The sequence below is a fragment of the Streptomyces sp. NPDC002690 genome (assembly GCF_053592415.1).
Genome location: NZ_JBSFVR010000144.1, coordinates 1 through 18,052 on the forward strand (window position 1 = coordinate 1; position 18,052 = coordinate 18,052).

15 protein-coding genes and 2 pseudogenes are annotated in these 18,052 nt (G+C 70.3%); 9 read left to right on the plus strand and 8 right to left on the minus strand.

Annotated elements, in window-relative coordinates; translation table 11 throughout:
* A pseudogene (locus ACWD3D_RS19095) lies at window positions 1-200 on the plus strand (long-chain fatty acid--CoA ligase); the annotation flags it as partial.
* A 90-nt stretch (window positions 201-290) separates the two neighbouring features.
* On the opposite strand, the gene ACWD3D_RS19100 reads toward ACWD3D_RS19095, so the two are convergent.
* Window positions 291-1,430, minus strand: coding sequence for an acyl-CoA dehydrogenase family protein (locus ACWD3D_RS19100; protein WP_451462011.1), 1,140 nt, complete (start codon window positions 1,428-1,430; stop codon window positions 291-293).
* A gap of 85 nt (window positions 1,431-1,515) precedes the next feature.
* Here ACWD3D_RS19100 and ACWD3D_RS19105 point away from each other — a divergent pair, with 85 nt between their 5' ends.
* Complete coding sequence (locus tag ACWD3D_RS19105) at window positions 1,516-2,145, plus strand: TetR/AcrR family transcriptional regulator (protein WP_451462012.1); 630 nt, start codon at window positions 1,516-1,518, stop codon at window positions 2,143-2,145.
* 79 nt (window positions 2,146-2,224) lie between these two features.
* Here ACWD3D_RS19105 and ACWD3D_RS19110 read toward each other — a convergent pair whose 3' ends face one another.
* The gene (locus ACWD3D_RS19110; protein ID WP_451462013.1) at window positions 2,225-3,733 is read right to left on the minus strand and encodes an aldehyde dehydrogenase family protein; all 1,509 of its coding nucleotides are present in this window, start codon (window positions 3,731-3,733) and stop codon (window positions 2,225-2,227) included.
* Window positions 3,734-4,057: 324 nt separating this feature from the next.
* On the opposite strand from ACWD3D_RS19110, the gene ACWD3D_RS19115 reads away from it, so the two are divergent.
* On the plus strand, window positions 4,058-5,272 hold the full coding sequence (locus ACWD3D_RS19115) for an MFS transporter (RefSeq protein ID WP_451462014.1): 1,215 nt from the start codon (window positions 4,058-4,060) through the stop codon (window positions 5,270-5,272).
* A gap of 86 nt (window positions 5,273-5,358) precedes the next feature.
* Here ACWD3D_RS19115 and ACWD3D_RS19120 read toward each other — a convergent pair whose 3' ends face one another.
* Entirely contained in the window at window positions 5,359-5,571 is a 213-nt protein-coding gene (locus ACWD3D_RS19120) for a DoxX family protein (RefSeq protein WP_451462015.1), read from the minus strand.
* A 590-nt stretch (window positions 5,572-6,161) separates the two neighbouring features.
* Here ACWD3D_RS19120 and ACWD3D_RS19125 point away from each other — a divergent pair.
* Window positions 6,162-6,278, plus strand: a pseudogene (locus ACWD3D_RS19125) (exo-rhamnogalacturonan lyase family protein); the annotation flags it as partial.
* A gap of 195 nt (window positions 6,279-6,473) precedes the next feature.
* Window positions 6,474-7,196 (plus strand): DUF6250 domain-containing protein, encoded by a 723-nt coding sequence (locus ACWD3D_RS19130; protein WP_451462024.1) that lies wholly within the window; start codon window positions 6,474-6,476, stop codon window positions 7,194-7,196.
* A gap of 72 nt (window positions 7,197-7,268) precedes the next feature.
* Here ACWD3D_RS19130 and ACWD3D_RS19135 read toward each other — a convergent pair whose 3' ends face one another.
* From ACWD3D_RS19135 to ACWD3D_RS19145, 3 genes are all read right to left on the minus strand, one after another.
* Window positions 7,269-8,201 carry a discoidin domain-containing protein gene (locus ACWD3D_RS19135; protein ID WP_451462016.1) on the minus strand — a complete coding sequence of 311 codons (933 nt, stop codon included), beginning with the start codon at window positions 8,199-8,201 and terminating at the stop codon, window positions 7,269-7,271.
* A gap of 10 nt (window positions 8,202-8,211) precedes the next feature.
* Window positions 8,212-9,807, minus strand: a complete 1,596-nt coding sequence (locus tag ACWD3D_RS19140; protein WP_451462017.1) for an alkaline phosphatase D family protein — start codon at window positions 9,805-9,807, stop codon at window positions 8,212-8,214.
* Between the two features lie 482 nt (window positions 9,808-10,289).
* Complete coding sequence (locus ACWD3D_RS19145) at window positions 10,290-10,916, minus strand: hypothetical protein (RefSeq protein WP_451462018.1); 627 nt, start codon at window positions 10,914-10,916, stop codon at window positions 10,290-10,292.
* A gap of 388 nt (window positions 10,917-11,304) precedes the next feature.
* On the opposite strand from ACWD3D_RS19145, the gene ACWD3D_RS19150 reads away from it, so the two are divergent.
* Entirely contained in the window at window positions 11,305-12,288 is a 984-nt protein-coding gene (locus tag ACWD3D_RS19150) for a phosphotransferase family protein (RefSeq protein ID WP_451462019.1), read from the plus strand.
* A gap of 23 nt (window positions 12,289-12,311) precedes the next feature.
* Here the strand turns inward: ACWD3D_RS19150 and ACWD3D_RS19155 are convergent, their stop codons facing one another.
* Together ACWD3D_RS19155 and ACWD3D_RS19160 are read right to left on the minus strand one after the other, a co-directional pair.
* Window positions 12,312-13,985 carry an IS1182 family transposase gene (locus ACWD3D_RS19155; protein ID WP_451462020.1) on the minus strand — a complete coding sequence of 558 codons (1,674 nt, stop codon included), beginning with the start codon at window positions 13,983-13,985 and terminating at the stop codon, window positions 12,312-12,314.
* A gap of 152 nt (window positions 13,986-14,137) precedes the next feature.
* Complete coding sequence (locus ACWD3D_RS19160) at window positions 14,138-14,881, minus strand: esterase/lipase family protein (protein WP_451462021.1); 744 nt, start codon at window positions 14,879-14,881, stop codon at window positions 14,138-14,140.
* A gap of 261 nt (window positions 14,882-15,142) precedes the next feature.
* Between ACWD3D_RS19160 and ACWD3D_RS19165 the strand changes: the two genes are divergently transcribed.
* From ACWD3D_RS19165 to ACWD3D_RS19175, 3 genes are all read left to right on the plus strand, one after another.
* Window positions 15,143-15,589 carry a MarR family winged helix-turn-helix transcriptional regulator gene (locus ACWD3D_RS19165; RefSeq protein WP_451462022.1) on the plus strand — a complete coding sequence of 149 codons (447 nt, stop codon included), beginning with the start codon at window positions 15,143-15,145 and terminating at the stop codon, window positions 15,587-15,589.
* On the plus strand, window positions 15,582-17,003 hold the full coding sequence (locus ACWD3D_RS19170) for an MFS transporter (RefSeq protein ID WP_451462023.1): 1,422 nt from the start codon (window positions 15,582-15,584) through the stop codon (window positions 17,001-17,003). The genes ACWD3D_RS19165 and ACWD3D_RS19170 overlap by 8 nt, the downstream gene beginning before the upstream one ends.
* Window positions 17,004-17,087: 84 nt before the next feature.
* A complete protein-coding gene (locus ACWD3D_RS19175; RefSeq protein WP_451462025.1) occupies window positions 17,088-17,831 on the plus strand; it encodes a hypothetical protein in 744 nt (247 codons plus the stop codon).
* Window positions 17,832-18,052 lie beyond the last annotated feature (221 nt).

Consider the following 18,052-nt stretch of genomic DNA (forward strand, 5'->3'; position numbering starts at 1 on the left):
CCGCCGTCCGCGCGGAGGTGGACCGGGCGGTCGAAGCCGCCAACTCCCGGCTCAACCGCAGCGAGCAGGTCAAGCGGTACGAACTGCTCGCCGAGGAGTGGGGACCGGGGACCGGGGAGCTGACCCCGTCCCTGAAAATGCGGCGCCGGGTCATCCGGGACAAGTACGCCGACTCGCTGTCCGGGCTCTACCAGGACTGAGCCGGGCGCCCCACCCCCGCGAGTACGCGGCAGGGCGGCCCACCCACCCCGACCGGGGACGGGTGGGCCGCCCTGCCGCGTACGGCCCGCTCAGAGGCCGTAGGTCTTGCCGATGACGTCCCGCTGGATCTCGCTGGTCCCCCCGTAGACCGTGGAGACCACGGCGGCCCGCAGGTGGCGTTCCATGTCGAACTCCGTGGTGTAGCCGTATCCGCCCATCATCTGCATGCCCTCCAGTGCGGCCCGCTTGGCCAGCTCGGTCGCCTTCAGCTTGGCCATCGACGCCTCGCGGGGGAACAGCTGGTCCGGCCGCGCGTCGCAGTCCAGGGCCGTTTCCCGCACCAGCAGCCGGGTGCACTCGATGTCGGTGGCGAGTTCGGCGATCCGGTGCCGCAACGCCTGGAAGGAGCCGACCGGCCGCCCGAACTGCTCGCGTTCGCGGACGTAGGCGACCGTGTCGTCGAAGGCGCGGCGCGCCAGGCCCAGCATGTTCGCGGCCAGGAAGAGCCGCTCGTGGTTCAGCCCGGCCATCAACTGCTCCCAGCCGGCGTCCACCTGGCCCACGACCGCGTCCGCGGGCAGGCGCACGTCGGTGAGGAAGACATCATTGACCTCCCGGCCGCCCATGGTGTCGATGCGTCGCACCTCCACACCCGGTGTACCGGCGGGAAGATGGAACATGGTCAGGCCGCCGTGCTTGGACTCGCCGGTACGGGCCACCAGCAGGATGTGCTTCGCCAGGTGCGCGTTGGAGATCCAGGTCTTCTGGCCGTCGACCACCCAGGTGCCGTCCGCCTCCCGCACGGCCCGGCAGCGCAACGCGCCCACGTCCGACCCGGCCCCCGGCTCCGACATGGCGATGGAGAGCACGTCACCGCGCACGACGCCGGACAGCACTTCCTGTCGCTGCCGCTCGGTGCCGAACTTCTCGTACGCCTTCGCGGCGATGACGGTGGTCACGAAACCCCCTGCCGGAACCATCCCGTACGAGGTCTCCTCCAGGACGAGGCAGGCGTCGGCCAGCCCGCCGCCGGAACCGCCGTACTCCTCGGGAAGGCACACCCCCAGCCAGCCCAGGTCGGCGAGCCTGCCGTACAGCTCGGGGTTGTGGGCCTCGTGGCCACCCGAGGTCAGTGCGTCGCGCTGCTCCCGGGTGCCGCACTCCCGTCCGGCGAAATCTCGGATGGCCGCGACGAAATCGGCCTGCTCTTGGGTGAGGCGACTGCCCATCAGGTCCTCCGGAGTTCGTTTGTTACTTAGATACGTTAGTCGTTTCAGCGTCTCTCTGCGGGATCTTCGCCGGTATCGTGAGGACATGAGAACTGACACGAACGACTCGCGGACCACCACGGCCGCCGCCCGGCCGGAGGAGTCGGAGGACCCCACGGCGCGGCGGATTCTCGACGGTGCCCTGGAGCAGTTCACCCTCCTGGGGCTCCGCCGCTCCTCGGTGGACGACGTCGCCAAGCGGGCCGGAGTCTCCCGCGTCACCGTCTTCCGGCGCTTCCAGACCAAGGACAAGCTGGTCGAAGCCACCCTGCTGCGCGAGCTCGGCCGGTTTTTCCAGCGCCTGGACGCGGCGGTGGCGGCACTGCCGACCATGGAGGAACGGGTCGTCGAGGGGTTCGTGGTCGCGCTGCGCCACACCCGCGCCCACCCGCTCTTCGGGGGCCTGCTGCGCCTCGAACCCGAGCTCGTGCTGCCCTACTTGACCGTGCAAGGCGGCTTCTCGCTCTCCGCCACCGTCACCTATCTGACGGCACATCTGCGCCGTGCCCAGCAAGCGGAGGGCCGTCCCGACGAGGACCCGCAGCCGGTCGCCGAACTCATGGTGCGGGTCGCGGTGTCCTTCCTGCTCAACCCCGCCAGTTGCATCGAGATGGACGACGAGGACCAGGCCCGGGCCTTCGCCCGCCGCTACCTGGCCCCGCTGCTGGACGCCTGACGCTCGCCGTACCGCTGCCGCACCGATGCGCCGGTGTACCGCGGGACCCTCCTGCCGTCCGGCGGCGGTGGCCGGCCGGTCAGCGGCGCCGGTGCAGTGCCCGGGCCAGCCGCACCGCGCGCTCCCTCGTGGCGGCCGGCACGTCGAACGAGGTCAGGGCGACCGGCGGGGTGAACCGCTGCACCGTGGTCGACTGCACGCAGGTGAAGCCGCGCAGCCCTTCCTCGCCGTGGATCCGCCCGAAGCCGGAGTCCCGCGATCCACCGAACGGCAGCGCGGGTACCGCGGCGAAGCCCAGCACCGAGTTCACCGACACCGCCCCCGCGCGCAGGCGCGCCGCGATCGCCGCGCCCTCGCGCCCGCCGCGGCAGAACACCGCCGCCCCCAGGGCGTAACGCGAGGCGTTGGCGCGCTCCACCGCCTCGTCCACGTCGGCCACCTGGTTGACCGCCACGACCGGCCCGAAGGTCTCCTCCGTCATCGCCGCCGCGTCCTCCGGCACGTCGGCCAGCACCACCGGCGTGACGTACGGAGCGCGGACCGACTCGGGCCCGCCCAGCAGGGCCCGCGCACCCGCCGAAACCGCGCCGGTCACGTGGCGTTCCACGATCGCGATCTGCCCCGGCAGCGTCATCGGACCGTAGGCGGCGTCCGCCGTGTCGCCGGTACGCAGCGCCTCGGCCTTGTCGGCCACCAGACGGCACAGCTCCGCGTGGATCTCCCGTACCGCGTAGACGCGCTCCACCCCCGCGCAGGTCTGTCCCGAATTGCTGAACGCGCCCCACACGATGGCGTCGGCCGCGGCGGACAGGTCCGCGTCCGCGGTGACGATGACGGCGTCCTTCCCGCCGCACTCGGCGAGGAACGGCGTGAGCGTCTGCGCGCACACCGCCATCACCTTGCGGGCCGTCCCCGGTGACCCGGTGAAGGCCAGCTTGTCGACCCCGGACCGGGCCAGGGCGTCCCCGGTGGCAGCCGCGCCGGTGACGGTGGTGAGCAGCCCCGCGTACTCGGGCACGGCGGCGTCGAAGAGTCCGGCCAGCAGGACGCCGGTGCCGGGGGTCAGTTCGGACGGCTTGAAGACCACGGCGTTCCCCGCGGCCAGGGCGTAACCGATGGAACCCATCGGCGTGTACAGGGGGTAGTTCCAGGGGCCGATCACGCCGATCACGCCGAGCGGCCGGTGCACCAGTGAGGCCCGCTGATGCACGGTGAACAGCCCGGTGCTCACCTTCCTCCGGCGCAGCACGCGTTCCGCGTTGCGGGCGGCCCAGCCCAGGTGCTCCAGCGTGAGCACCACCTCCAGTTCGGCGTCGCCGACCGGCTTGCCGGTCTCCTCGGCGATGGTGCGGGCCATGGAGTCGAGGTCGGTGGCGAGCGCCCTCTTCCAGCGCAGCAGGTGGTCGCGGCGCCGGGAAGCGGGCAGCGCGGCCCAGCCCGCCTGGACGGTCCGGGCCCGCGCGGTGGCGCGGGAGACCTCCTCGGGCCCGTTCACCGGGTGTTCGGCGATCGGCTCGCCGGTCGCGGGGGAGTGGGTGGTGAAGGTCCCGGCGTGTGGCGCGGCGGCCGGGGTGTCGTGGGTCGTCATCGGGTCTCCTCGGGGAAGTGCGGGGGAGCGCGGGGATGGGGGCCGGTGGTTCGAGCTCTCTGAGGACTCCCGGTGAGTCGAAGATACTCAAACTATTGAGTTGTTTCATCGTGCGTCAATACGCCGGACGGAAGGCGTCGGGAAACGCCTTCCGATCAAGCAGGAGTCGGTAACTGCCTGGATTCACAAGGCGCATGTCGGCCCGTCGTGCGTCGGCTCACCGCTTCCGGGGTGCGCTGTGATCCGCTGCCCGCCCGCCCGGGTGGCGGACCGGGCGAATGTCGCACAAGGGGCACAGTGGGCTATTCCGCCATGATGGGAGTCATGCCTCTCCCTCCCCGGTCGAACCCGGAGCAGCCCCGCGCGGTCCCGGACTCGCTCGGTATCTGGCTGGTGGTTGCGGCCTTCGCCGTGACGATGATGGGCACGACCCTCCCCACTCCGCTGTACGCCCTCTACCAGGAGGAGTTCGGCTTCTCCACACTGATGATCACGCTCATCTTCGCGACCTACGCGGTCGGCGTCGTGGTGGCGCTGCTCTGCTGCGGGCACGTGTCGGACCAGATCGGACGGCGACGCACCCTCCTGCCCGGTCTCGCACTCTCCATCGCCAGCTCGGTGATCTTCCTCGCCGCGTCCGAACTGGCGCTGCTGTTCCCGGCCCGTCTGCTCTCCGGCCTGTCCGCCGGACTCTTCACCGGCACGGCGACGGCGGCCATCGTCGACCTGGCAGGTTCCCGGAGTGCCGAACGCGCCACGCTGGTGGCCACGGTCACCCAGATGGGCGGCCTCGGCAGCGGTCCCCTGATCGGCGGCCTGCTGGCCGAGTACGCGCCCGCCCCCCTGCGGCTGCCCTACGCGCTCGACCTCGGGCTGCTCGTCCTCGCGCTCGTCGCCGTACTGCTCATGCCCGAGCCCGTCGCCGTCACCTCGCGCCGACCGCGTCCGCGACTCGCGCGGCCCCAGGTTCCTCGGCACATGCGCGGGGTCTTCCTGCGGGCCTCCATCGCGGGCTTCGCGGGATTCGCGGTGCTCGGTCTGTTCACCGCCGTGGTCCCCTCGTTCCTGCGCGAGCTCCTCGACGTGCCCAGCCCGACCGTGGCCGGGGTGGTGATCTGTGCGATCTTCTGCGCCTCGGCGGTCGGACAAGTGGTCCTGGTACCTGCTTTCGGTCCGCGCGCCCTCCCCGTCGGGTGCGCGGGCCTCATTCTCGGCATGCTCCTGCTCACCACGGGATTCGCCACCGCGTCGTTCGGCCTCCTGCTCGCCGGCGGGCTCGCCGCCGGGGCGGGCCAGGGCATGAGCTTTCGCGCGGGCCTCGCCGGCATCAACGCGGTGGCCCCTGCCGACCGCAGAGGCGACTTGGCCTCCGTCTACTTCACCGTGCTGTACGTGGCACTCGCGCTGCCGGTCGTCGGAGTGGGCCTCGCCGCCGACCTGTTCGGACTGCGCACCGCCGGCATCGCGTTCGGCGTGGTCGTCGCCCTGCTCGCCGCCTGGACGCTCTCCGCGGTCCTGCGCGCCGGCCCGGATGCGTAACGCATGGCGGGTGCGTCGGGGCGGCCGGATCCCTCTGGTCCTCCCGGCCCCTGGCCCCGCTTCTCCGGCAGGCTACCGGCGGGTGATCAGAGGGCGGCGACGCGCGACGCGATGAGGACGGCGGCGACTCCGAGGGCCACCCACCAGAGTCCGACGACGAGACCACCCGCACCGGCTATGTGAACGATCCCGAGGAACGGCAACATGCCAAAGGGCAGGCCGGGAGTGGTCATCTGGTCGACCGGCCGCGTCGGGCGGGTGAACTCGGTCCAGGCGGAAGCGAGGAGCACCGTCGTCATGAGTGCGGCGACGACGGCGGGGTGACGAACATGACGAGACCTCGATCGTTCGGCGGGTGCAGTGATCGCGCCGCAGGCACGTCCACGACGTCGTGACGTCGTGAATCCGTCCCCGACCGGCGACTTCCGGGACGCGGAAGGCGCGGGAGGGAAACCGAGTCCCGCAGCGGCGATGCGATCGTCAGCTTCCACGAGGCCGCCGAGGTGAAGGACGCCTGAAGGACCCGCACGCGGGGGAGGCCGTTGATCCCGGGGCTCCTCGACGTCCCGGACCGGGCCCGTCGGCGGCAATCCGCAGAGCCCTGTGTACGGGGCATTGCATCTTCGTGGCGGAACCCCTGTTTTCGTCGACTTCCCCAGGTGGGCAGGGGCAGCGTGATCACTGCAAACGATCACTCGACGCTCCTGCGGCCGGCCCGGAGGAGCGAGGCTCGCGGCATCCGTACGGAGGCTTCGATGTTCACCCCAGCCATACGAACCCTGCTCAAGTCCGCCGCTCTCGCCGTGGCCGCGTCCCCGCTCACCTGTGGACCGCGCTCACCGGTTCCACGTGGAAGTCCGCACTGCCCGCCGCGCACTCCCGCCTCACCGTGCACTCCCGCCTCACCGCGTACGCCGCCGCACGCACCGGCGACGGGCGGCTCGCCACCAGGGCCTGGAACGAGTTCTTCACCGGCTCGGACACCTGTTTCCCGTCCAACGACTGGGAACCGGTGACCGTCCGCGTCCCCGCCGTGCTGCGCGAGACCACCGAGATCCCCTGGATCTTCAGCAGCCTTCTGGGCGCAGTGGGCTCTTGCGGCCATCCAGAACCTGGCCCTGATCGGCGGCGGCCTCCCCTCCGCCCGATCCCGCCCAGCCCCCCGTCCGACCCTGTCCCCATCACCGCGAGGAGCATTCCGATGACCACCACCCGCAGGGCGTTCGCCGCCCTGGCAGCCGGAGCCACACTCTCCGCCGCCTTGCCCGGCACCGCCCAGGCCCGTCTCCGCGACCGGGCGCCGAAGGGGCGCGAGGGCGCCCTGCTGGCCCACGACGACTTCCGGCACGGCCTGGACCAGTGGGTCGTCGAACTGGAGAACGGAGGCAGCGTCACCGCACGTCGCGGCATCCTGGACGTCGACACCCCGGCAGGTGCCACCGTCTGGTTCCGCCGACGCCTCAGCGGTCCGTACGTGCTGACCTACACCGCCACCGCGGTCTCCGCCGGCGGTGCCAACGACCGTGTGTCCGACCTCAACAACTTCTGGAACGCCACCGACACGCGCTCCCCGCGTGACATCTTCGCCACCCGTCGCGACGGCACCCTCGCCGACTACGACCAGCTGACCACCTACTACGCGGGCTACGGCGCGAACTCCAACACGACCACCCGGCTGCGCCGTTACGTCGGCGAGGCCGGAGTCCGGCCGCTCTTGTACGACTACACCGAGCCGCTGCTCACGCCGAACCGGCCCAACCACGTACGCATCGAGTCGGACGGTTCGGCGGTCCGTTGGTGGAACAACGGAACGCTGGTCTTCGACTACCTGGACCCGGAGCCGTACACGGCGGGCCACTTCGCCTTCCGCACGACCTGGAGCCACTTCCGCATCAGCGATTTCGAGGTGCGGCGGGGCCGCTGACGCCCCCTCGGTGAGGACGGTCCGGAGCGGCGTCACCTGCCCGCTCCGGACCCCTGCGGGACAGCCTCTGTCCTACTCCGGTGCGTACGCCTCCACTTCGAGGATTCGTGAGTAGTCGGCGCTGTTGGAGGCGTGGACGAACACCCGGACCGCGTCCGTGGTGACCGGGTCGAAGGCGGTGACGATCCGGTCGAGGGTGTTGTCCCGGTAGGACCCGACCGTCAGCCACTCGCCGCCGGACCGCACCTGCACGTCGAAGTCCTTGATGCCCTGGAGGGCGGCCGGACGGGCGGGGGTGCCGTACGTGACGGTCTCGATCCGTCCCAGCTCGACCGGTTCGGGCCACTCGACGGCCAGCCAGTCGGGGAAGACGCCCTTGTCGGCGTCGTTCCAGCCGTAGCCGGAACCCCAGTGGAGATAGTCGCTGTCGCCGTCCACCGCGGCGCAGGTCGTGAAGTTCCCATGAGTCGAAGAAGCGGTCACCTTCCTGCCGTAGGCCAAATCGACGCCGGGTCCTGGCGCGGGCGGGGCCTGGACGGTGAGGGGGACCACGACGCGCTGCCTGCCCGAGACCGCGGTCAGGTCGTAGGTGCCCGACGGCGTACCCGGAGGCACCCGTACGCCCACCGAGCGTGTCACCGGCCGGTCGGGGTCGGCGGCCGGCAGATAGGTCGAGAACACCTGGTCCGAAAGGGTGATCGGTGCCTCGGCGGTCAGTGTCGCGTCGGCGAAGAGCGACGTGGTGCCGATGTTGGTCATCGAGACACTGAACTTGGTGGGCAGACAAGGGAGTTCTGACCCGGCGAGATTTGCCGGCGAGGCCGAGAGCACCACGGGGTCTGCGGACGGCTTGACGGCGGAACGCCCTGCGGCCGGTGTCCCGGCCGCCGGTCGGGTGTCGGCGCGGGCCTCGTGGGCCGAGCCGCCCATGGTGAGGGTGCTCGCGGTGATGGCGACGAGGGCGATGGCGGTGACCGTGCGGACGCTCTTCAGAGGTGTCTTCATGGCTTGCTCCTCAGGCCTGTTGGACGGCGGGGACGCCGTCCTCGACGGCCAGGACGGTCCGGCTGCTCACTGTGCCGTCCGGCACGGTGACCCGGTCGCAGACCCGGTGGTCGGCCAGCCAGAGATCCGGGGTGATCTCACAACTGACGTAACCACGCTGGAAGTTGCCGAACTTCATGTGCGGGTTCTCGGCGAGGAGCGCCTGCCCCGTGGTGTCGAGGTCCTGCCCGTCCAGTCCGGACGAGACCGACGTGCCCACGAACTCGGTCGCCACCACACGGGAGTCCGGGTCGTGGAAGTCGAGCGCCAGATCGCTCGCGACGCTGCGGTGCAGATCGCCGGCGAGGCTGACGACGTTGCGGACCCCGCGGTCCGAGATGCCGCCGAGCAGCCGGTCGCGGGAGGCGCTGTACCCGTCCCAGGTGTCCATCGGCACGGCCACACCCGGCCCGTACGTCGTGTCGAGCAGAGTGATGGCCGTCTGGTGTCCGAGGACGTTCCAGCGGGCCCGCGAACCGCTGAGCCCGTCGAGCAGCCAGCGCTCCTGCGGGAAGCCGAGGATGGAACGGGCGGGGTCGGCGGTCGCCGCGTTCGGGGCCTTGGTCCCGTCCCCGTTCGCCTGGTCGTCGCGGTACTGGCGGGTGTCGAGCATCGAGAACTCGGCGAGGCGGCCGTAGGAGAGCCGCCGGTACAACTGCATGTCGGGGCCCTCGGGGAGCTGCGGGGCGCGCAGCGGCATGTTCTCCCAGTACGCCCGGAACCCGTTGGCCCGGCGGATCAGGAAGTCGTCCGGGTTGGTGCCGTCGGCGGCGAGGTTCGCCCAGTTGTTGACGACCTCGTGGTCGTCGAAGACCACGATCCACGGGGCGGAGTGGTGGGCGGCCTGGAGATCGGGGTCGAGTTTGTAATAGGCGTACCGCTGCCGGTAGTCGTCCAGGGTCACCGCCTGGCGGGTGTTGTGCTCGTCACCGTCTCCCGGGCGTACACCCCGGTCGATGCCGAACTCGTAGATGTAGTCGCCGAGGAACAGCACGACGTCGTGGCGGCGCGCCGCGAGGTCACGATGGGCGGTGAACCAGCCCTCCCAGATGGCCTGGCAGGAGGCGAAGGCCAGCGACAGGCGCGGCAGGAGCTGATGGGCGGCGGGCGCCGTCTTCGTACGCCCCACCGGGCTGATGAACCCGCCGCAGCGGAACCGGTAGAAGTACTCGCGCCACGGCTGAAGGCCGCGGACGTCGACATGGGCGGTGTGGTTGAACTCGGGGGTCAGCCGCGTCGTACCGCGCCGTACGACCCTGCGGAACCGCTCGTCGGAGGCGACCTCCCACTGTACGGGGTAGGTCCGCCGGTCCATTCCGCTGAACGGCGCGAGGGGGTCGGGAGCCAGCCGGGTCCACAGGACGACCCCGTCGGGCAGCGGATCGCCGGAGGCGACACCCAGGGTGAAGGGATCGTCCTTGAGCCGGGCGGCGGGAGCGGCGGCGGCCTCACCCGCACTGGGCAGGACACCGGACAGGGCGAGGGCGGCAGCGGCGGCGGTGACGGTGACGAACCGTCGGCGTGTGGCTGCCGTGAGCGCCGGAGGTGGAGCGAGTCTGGAAGTCACCCCTCCACCACAACCGAGCGCCGTGAACACGGGGCGTCTCCCGGGAGACCGTCGACGGGCGATGAGCCGACTCCTTATTGTCAGGGACCCGACAGTCTTGCGGGGGAGTGTGTGAGGGGTGCCCGGCAGATGGCGGTCTGCGACGGGTGGGCCCGGTGAACTATATGAGCGTGCGGAGACGGGCCGGTCGGAAGGCGCACCCGCCGCGCCGGAATCTCACCCCCGTGTACACGTACGCGCGTGGTGGACAGCGGGCTCGCTCCACCCGGGATGATCGGAAAGCTCCGGCCAAGTCCCTCATGGCAGCCGCTGACTTCCCCGGTGTCCCTCTGGACGTCCCGTCCTGCCAGGCGTGTTCACGGCAGCCGGCGTGCCGCCTGCTCGTGGCTGACCCGCGCCGCGTCGACCCACCAGTGCCGGGCCGGCTTGTCCCACTTGGCTCCGAGCAGACCTTCGCCTCGTCCCTCTGCGCGAAGGGGGCATCAAGGTAAAGGCGGCCGTCCCGCACCAGCCCCGGGTACACCTTGCCGGCCGTCCCGTCCTTCCTGGGACGGCACTTCGGGCGCCGGAGCGACGGACCGCCCTGCCGGTCGCCCTGGTGCCCGAGTCGGTCGCTCCATGCGCGTACTCTCCATCAGTCGCCGTACGCGGTCGCAGGAGGCAGGGTCGGTATGGCGCATCAGCAGATCCGTCGGTCCGATGTTCGCGAGCGGATTCTTCGAACCGTGCCACAGGACCGAACAGCCGAGGATCAGAACCTTCTCGTGCATGCGCTCACGGAATTCGATCAGGCAGCCGAAAGCCTCCAGCAGCCGCACGAGCTCCCGGTGCCGCTCCGCGCGGGAGGGTTCCTGTTGCTCCTCCGGTGAGCGGGTGAAGACCGTGACCCGCGGCCCCGCGGCGATCTTCGGCCCGATCGTGCGGGCCCATCGGCGGACCCGTGACGGATCCATGAACGCCGAGTACGACTCGATGCTGTGTTCCGCCCGCTCCACGTCCCACGCCACCGCGTCCAGAACCGCGCTGTGCTCGAAGAAGGCCGGCCGGGCCAGCTCCTCCTCCGAGAGCGTGGCCAGTTGGTCCGCCCCCCTGCCACGTGCGGCAGTCAAAGAGATACTCGCGCGCCTCCCCCGAGCGGGAGAGGAGTCGGCCCTCGGACAGGGCGCCTTCGGTGTCGCTCCGCCGTTCCGCGAGGATCTCGGCGTGCACCGCCGTCAGAAGTTCCTCGACGGGGTAGGGATGTTCCGTCCCGGCCATGTGCACCGCTCCCCACTATGCCCTCCTGCCGATCCGGAGGCTCTACGCGGCTCCGTCGTCACCGGCCGGGCAGGCAGCGGCCTCTGGCCGATCATCGGCCGGGAACGGCCGGGACGGGACGACCTGCGCCGGGCGGGACCGCGATCAGCCCGGCACGAGCCCCGCCCCCGGCGACCGAGCGACACTGTTGGCGAATCCGGTCCACGGGATGCGTTCGCGGGAGGCGGATAGTCTGCCTCCATGGGTTCGGGTGAGGGGGCCGAGGGCATCGGCGCGGATCATGACAGTCAGGGCTGGGGTGCCACGCGCTCCTGGGTGGAGAAGGGGCTGTCCGAGGCGGAGCGCATCGAGAAGGTTGTGCGGCTGCGCGGCGGTTGGACGTCGGAGATGCGCCGTCTGGACCTCTGCGGTCCGGGTGGTCGGCGCTCACTCGTCCTGCGGTCCTTCGTCAAGCCTTTCTTCGTTCGGCATGCGGAGGGCCTGCTGACCCGTGAGGCGACTGTCCTGCGCCTGCTCGGTGACACAGACGTGCCCGCGTCCACGCTCGCGGCGGTGGATGCGACGGCGCAGTACTGCGACCATCCCTCCTTGCTGATGTCCCTGTTGCCGGGGACCGTGCGCCTAGGCAATGCGGGTGCTAACGACCGCGCTGAACTGCTGGCCCGGCAACTGGTGCGTATCCATCAGCTGCCGGTGACCGCGCAGCAACGGCCTCGCGCCTACCAAGCCTGGGCCTCTCCCGAGCGAGTGACTCTGCCCGCAGCCACTGATCGGCCTGAACTCTGGCAGCGGGCTGTTGACGTCATCCGCCAGGAGCCCCCGGCCTATCAGGGTTGCTTCCTGCACCGGGACTTCCATCCCGGCAACGTCCTCTTCACAGGCACCGACGGTGATCCTCAGATCAGTGGGGTCGTCGACTGGGTGGAGACCTCTTGGGGACCGGCCGACTTGGACGTGGCCCATTGCTCGACGGCCCTCGCCCTGCTGCACGGAGTTCCCGCAGGCATGCGCTTCGCCGATCGCTACGTCGCTGCGGGAGGAACCTTGGCCGAAGACGGCACCGCCCATCTCTACTGGCGGCTGCTGGACGCGTTGGGTTTCGCTCCGGACGCGGAGAAGGTCGCTGTTCCCTGGCGTGAACTGGGCCGCATCGACCTGACAGCCAGTGTCCTGACTCAAAGGCTGGAGGGATATATGGAATCCCTTTTCGACCGCTACGTCTGAACCGTCGTCGCTGGGGTGAACGCCTACGAGCAGGAATTCTGCGCGGTGGGCCGGAGCGCTGCCAGGTGCGATGTGCGAGTGCGGGCTCGTGGGATGTCGGTCCACCAGGCGTTGAGGCGGTGGAAGTTCATCGCGGCGGCGGTGAGCTGGTGCTGTGGCTGGGCCTTTGCGAGGCCGGAATACCGGCATCGTCGCAGGCCGAAAGCACGGACGCCCTGGGAGATGGTGCCTTCGACACCAGCCCGGTGTGCGTACTGCTCCTTCCACTCCCGGGTTTCTTGCTGGGCCCGTGCCTGCTGGATCACCTCCTGCTCCGCCTGGGGGCGGAGGGTGAGCCGGCGGCTGATGTCGGACTTCGTGCCAGCGCGAGTGCATTGCTCACGATCCTTGCAGGGACGGCAGGCAGTCATCGAGAACCGTGCCCGGACCACGGCCGCCCCGTACTGGGAGCGTTCTTCCCGCCAACTGGTGCTGGTCTTGCCGTTGGGGCAGGTCACCCGCCGGTTGTCCCAGTCGATGGTGAAGTCGGCTTGGGAGAAGGCTTCGGCGTCCTTGTTCTGCCAGCTGGTGGACGCGAGGATCGGGCCCACCAGTTCGACCTCGTGGTCCCGGCGGGCGGTGACTACCTCCCGGGCTGTCGCGTATCCGGCGCCGACCAGGTGCCGACCAGGCAGGAGGTCGCGTTCGGCGAGGTGTGTGTGGATCGGGGCGACCAGGCGCACGTCCTGGACGGTGGAGTCAGTGGTGGCGACGCATGTGATCAGGTTCGGGCTGTCCGGCTCGCAGGTCTCGGTGAGGTGGACCTTGTAGCCGTCCCAGAAGATGCCGCGTTTCACGCACCCCCGCGCATCGGTGTCGTAGGGCGTGACCAGCCGCTCCGCGCCCGGCGGGCGGTCCTTGAGATCCCGGCGGTGAATCTGCCCGTCGTCGACGAAGTACTGCTGGATCCACATGTGCCGCAGGGTCTGGACCCGGTCGAGCAGCCGCAGAGACGCAGGGGCGTCTGGTCCGTGCAGGGACGCGAGCAGGCTCAGCCCGTCGGCGCCGATCTGTTCGATCAGCTCGGTCTGCTTGGCCTTTCCCTTGGGCAGGCGGGTGTCTTCGAACCGGATCGCGTACCGGTCGAACCAGTCGGACGGAACCCAGCCGGCCAGCCACTCCGGCTCGCTGTCGGCCACGCTGTTCAGCGCGGCCCGCAGGGTCTCACCGAGCCGCACCAGCCCGTTGATCTGCCGCGCGGCGGACAGCACGATCGTGGAGTCCGTACGCGCACGGCCGCCGGCCTTGAGCAGGCCATGCTCGGCAGCGGCCCCAAGGACCCGGTCCAGGAGCTGGACCCCGGCGTCTCCCGTGATGAGCCGGTCCCTGAACTCGGTGAGCACCGAGTGGTCGAAGCCCGGATCGGCCAGCTCCAGCCCCAGCAGGTATTTCCAGTCCAGCCGCCCGCGCACCGCGTCCGCGGCCTGCCTGTCAGAGAGACCCTCGGCGAACTGCACGACTGACACCAGCGCCAGACGGCCTGGCGACCACGCTGGCTTCCCCCTGCTCGGATACAGGTCGGCGAAGTCCGCGTCCGAGAACAACTCGCCCAACTCATCACGGATACGCATCGCCAGACTGCCCTTCGGAAACGCAGCCCGCGCCACCCGGGCCGTCTCCTCCGGAACCCCGTCGACCTTCCTGACGTGCAACGACACCGACACCCTCCCCAAACGCAACGTCGGCCTTTACGACCACAACGGGTCATGAAGGCCGACGTCACGTTCGGGCCCCGAATTCGCCAACAGTGTCACCGAGCTGCCGGGGGCGGGACGCGTGCGACTGCGGGTCCGGGGCGGGCCGCCGGTGGTCAGGAGGCGACGAACCTGGCGATCTGGCCGAGCACGACGGTGTCCGTCAGGTATCCGATGTGCGTCTGGCAGGCCACGTTGTTGTTCGTCGCGCCGTCCAGCTTGGTGCTGGTGTACGGGAGGATGACGCCGTCACACGCCGAGTACCAGGTGGCGTACCTGGTGGTACCGGGCGTCTCGTCGCCCGAGCTGATCTGGGAGATGAACGAGGAACCCGGGTACATCTGCTGGCACGTCGTGTAGATCAGGCAGGCCCCGGCGTAGGTGGTCCCGTGGTTCGCTCCGGCGATCGAGGCGAGGTGGCTGACGCTGGTGTTGCCGCCGAGCACCTTCAGGTAGTACTGGCTGACCAGGCCGCCCATCGAGTGGTTGACGATCGCGACCTGGCTCGCCCCGGTCTGCGCCTTCACGTTGTTGACGAAGGTGGCGAGACCCTGGGCGTTGGTGATGTTGTTGCCGTACGAGTTGTACTCGTAGGCGAACAGGTTGGAGCTGGACCAGCCGTTGAGCTGGAAGACGCTCTTGGCGGTCACCCAGTTGGAAGCGTTGCCGGTGTATCCGTGGACGAAGACGACCGGGGTGCTGGTCGACAGGGCCTGGGCGGCGGAGGCCGACCGCGCGACCGATGCGGTCGACGCGGACGCGGAGTCGGCCGCACCGGCGGTCGAGGCCGAGGCGAACAGGGTGAGAGCGGCGGCGGTGGCCGCGAGGGCGCCGAGCAGACGGCGGGGGGAACGACGCATGGAATGCTCCTGACAAGGATGTGGGGCTCGGTGGGACTGGCCCGAACAGAGTCTCGGAGCGCGGGCGGGCGGCCATCGGTGAAATCGCCAGCGTTCACGACGGCGGGTGGGCCCGTTGGGCTGAACGTGCCGCGGGCCCGGGGCGGCGACACGTGACGACGGACGGTGACGTGCGGTGCCGGTCCGTGGGTGGGTGAAGCGGCGAAGGGATCGTGCAGGCGAAACTGTACAGCTCAAGCTGTAGAAGCTACCGTGGAAAACATGAGCGAGAACCCGCACCCGTCGCCCTCGGCAATCCAGGCTTCGCACGCGATCCGCGCGATCATCAGCCGGTTGCGGCGCCGCATCCTGAACGCCTCCGCCGTCGACGACCTCACCCTCGGCCAGACCTCGGTCCTGGCCCGGCTGTCCGGTGCGGAAGGCGCCACCGCCAGCGAACTCGCGTCCGCGGAAGGCGTGCGCCACCAGTCGATGACGGCGACGGTCGCGGCACTGGCCGCGCGCGGGCTCGTGGTGCGGCGTCCCGACCCGGCGGACGGGCGGCGTCTGCTGATCGAGCTCACTTCGGAGGGCCGGCGACGGCTGGAGGAAGGGCGGCAGATCCGTACGGAGTGGCTCGCCGAACGGTTGCAGGACAGATGTACGGAGGAGGAGCGCCAGGCGGTGATCGCCGCCCTGGCCGTACTGGAGCGGCTGACCCATGACTGAGGCGAAGACGCAATCCGTACCCGGGACGGCCGAGCCGGGGTTCGACCGGCGGCTGCTGCCGCCGATGATGCTCGGCTCCGTCCTGAACCCGATCAACTCGACGATCATCTCCGTCGCGCTCGTGCCCATCGCCAGGGCCCTGGGCGCTCCGGCCTCGCAGACGGCATGGCTGGTTTCCGCCCTCTACCTGGCCACCGCACTCGGGCAGCCCGTCGTGGGCCGGCTCATCGACATCTTCGGGCCGCGCAAGCTCTTCCTCATCAGTACGAGCCTGGTCGGGGTCGCCGGCATCGTCGGCACCCTGGCGCCGAACCTCGGCGTACTGATCGCCTCCCGGGTCCTGCTCGGATTCGGAACCTGCGCCGGATACCCCGCCGCCATGGCGCTGCTGCGCAGCGAGGGCAAACGCACCGGACAGGACAATCCCGGCGGGATACTGACCGCGCTCGCGGTCGCCAACCAGACCGTCGCCGTGATCGGGCCGCTGCTCGGCGGACTGCTGATCGGGGTGGGCGGCTGGCGCGCGACCTTCGCGCTGAACATCCCGCTGGCCGTCGCAGCGGTACTGCTGGGGCTGTGGCGCCTGCCCAAGCAGGCCGCCACGGACGGATCCGCGCGGCGGGGGAGCGTGGCCGCCCGGATCGACCTGCCCGGCATGGGGCTGTTCGCGGCGACACTCACCTCGCTGCTGCTCTTCCTGATGAACCTGCACCTGCGCAACTGGTACCTGCTGCTGCTCGTCGCCGCTGCCGGAGCAGCCTTCGCCGTGCGGGAGCTCCGTACCCCCACCCCCTTCATCGACCTGCGGGTACTCGGCGGCAACACCCCTCTGCTGACCACGTACGGGCGCGCGCTCGTCGCCTACGTCGTCGCGTACTCCTTCCTCTACGGCTTCAGCCAGTGGACCGAGGAAGGCTACGGACTGTCGCCCTTCCACGCCGGGCTGGTGCAGATCCCCATGTTCCTGATGGCGATCTGTGTCTCCGTCCTCACCGGGCGGCGCAAGGGCGTGCGCGGCAAGCTGCTGGTCGGTGCGACCGGTCAGATCGTCACCTGTCTGGTGATCCTCACGCTCTCCGGGACCAGCCCCCTGTGGCTGCTGCTCCTCGTGGCTCTGATCTTCGGTGTTCCGCAAGGGCTCAACAACCTGGCCCTGCAGAACTCCGTCTACTTCCAGGCCGATCCCGAACGCACCGCCTCCTCGGCCGGTCTGCTGCGCACCTTCTCCTACATGGGTTCGATGGTCGCCTCTTCCGCGACCGCCGCGTCCTTCGGCGAACGTGCGGACACCGGCGGCATGCACCAGCTGGCCTGGGTGATGCTCGGTGCCGGAGTCGTCTATCTCCTGATGACCGTCTTCGACCGCACCCTCGGCCGGGCGAAGAGCACGGAGGCGGTGGGGGGCCCGAAGTGATCCCGAGTGCTGGCTCCCGTCCGGGGCCGGGCGAAAAGATCTGGCCAGAGGTCCGGTGCCTCAGGAACACTGGGGCGGGTGATCATGATGCAGGCCGTTCTGGAGATGGACCCCCTTGAGGGCTTCGGCCTGTGGCCCGTGGCCGAGACCGAACGATTCGGCTTCCTGGCGCTCGGTGGTGGGCTCTCCCTGGACGAAGTGGGCGCGGCCATTCTGCGTATCGCGGCCTACAACGACGCCGACCCCGAGGCGAACGAACTGCCGCCCCGGCCGGCCGATCCGCTCGCCGAGTTCCTGCACGGGCTGCTGCATCTCGACCCCCTCCTGGTGCCGGGCGGTCTGCGCGTCACGGACACCGCCACCGGCGCCACCTTCGAACCCGGCTGCTGCGACGGGCTGGAGGACCGGCGTGAGTGGGAGCGGGTCGTCGACGGCGACGGCATCTTCCGAAGCGCTCACCCCGAGTCGGGCAGGGGCGCGACACGAATCGGTGACACGGTCCGTCTCACCTGCGCGACCGGTCAGGAAGCGGGGCCGGTGATCGAAGTGCCGCTCGGGCAGATGCGGCGGCTGCTCGCGGGAGTCGAGCGCGATCTGACCGACTTCCTCGCGCTGGCGGACGACTGGGCCTCCCGGTACGCCGTCGACCACGTGGCCGGAGTGACCGCCTCCCTCGGCCGTCTTTTCGACCTCCCTGTTCCAGGCCCCTCCGTTGCCGGCCGCCCCGTTACCGGCCCCTCCGTTGCCGGCCGTTCCGTTCCCGGCGGCCCGTCCCTCGGCCTTCCCGCACCGCAATGCCGGGACGAGGCGCCTCCGGTGTCTTCCTGACCGCCGGAAAACGCCCCTACCCGCGGTGCTCGGACGCCGTCAACACCGGGACTCCGGGCCCGCATCCCTCAGCCGTGTGCCGTGACGTCGGGCCGCGCTTCTCCGGCCGCACCGGCCGCACCGGCCGCACTGGCCGGACCGGCCGCACTGGCCCGCACCCTCCTCACCCTCACGGATGGTCATCCGGCCCGTCCCGCAGCTGTCGTAGAACACCAGGTGCG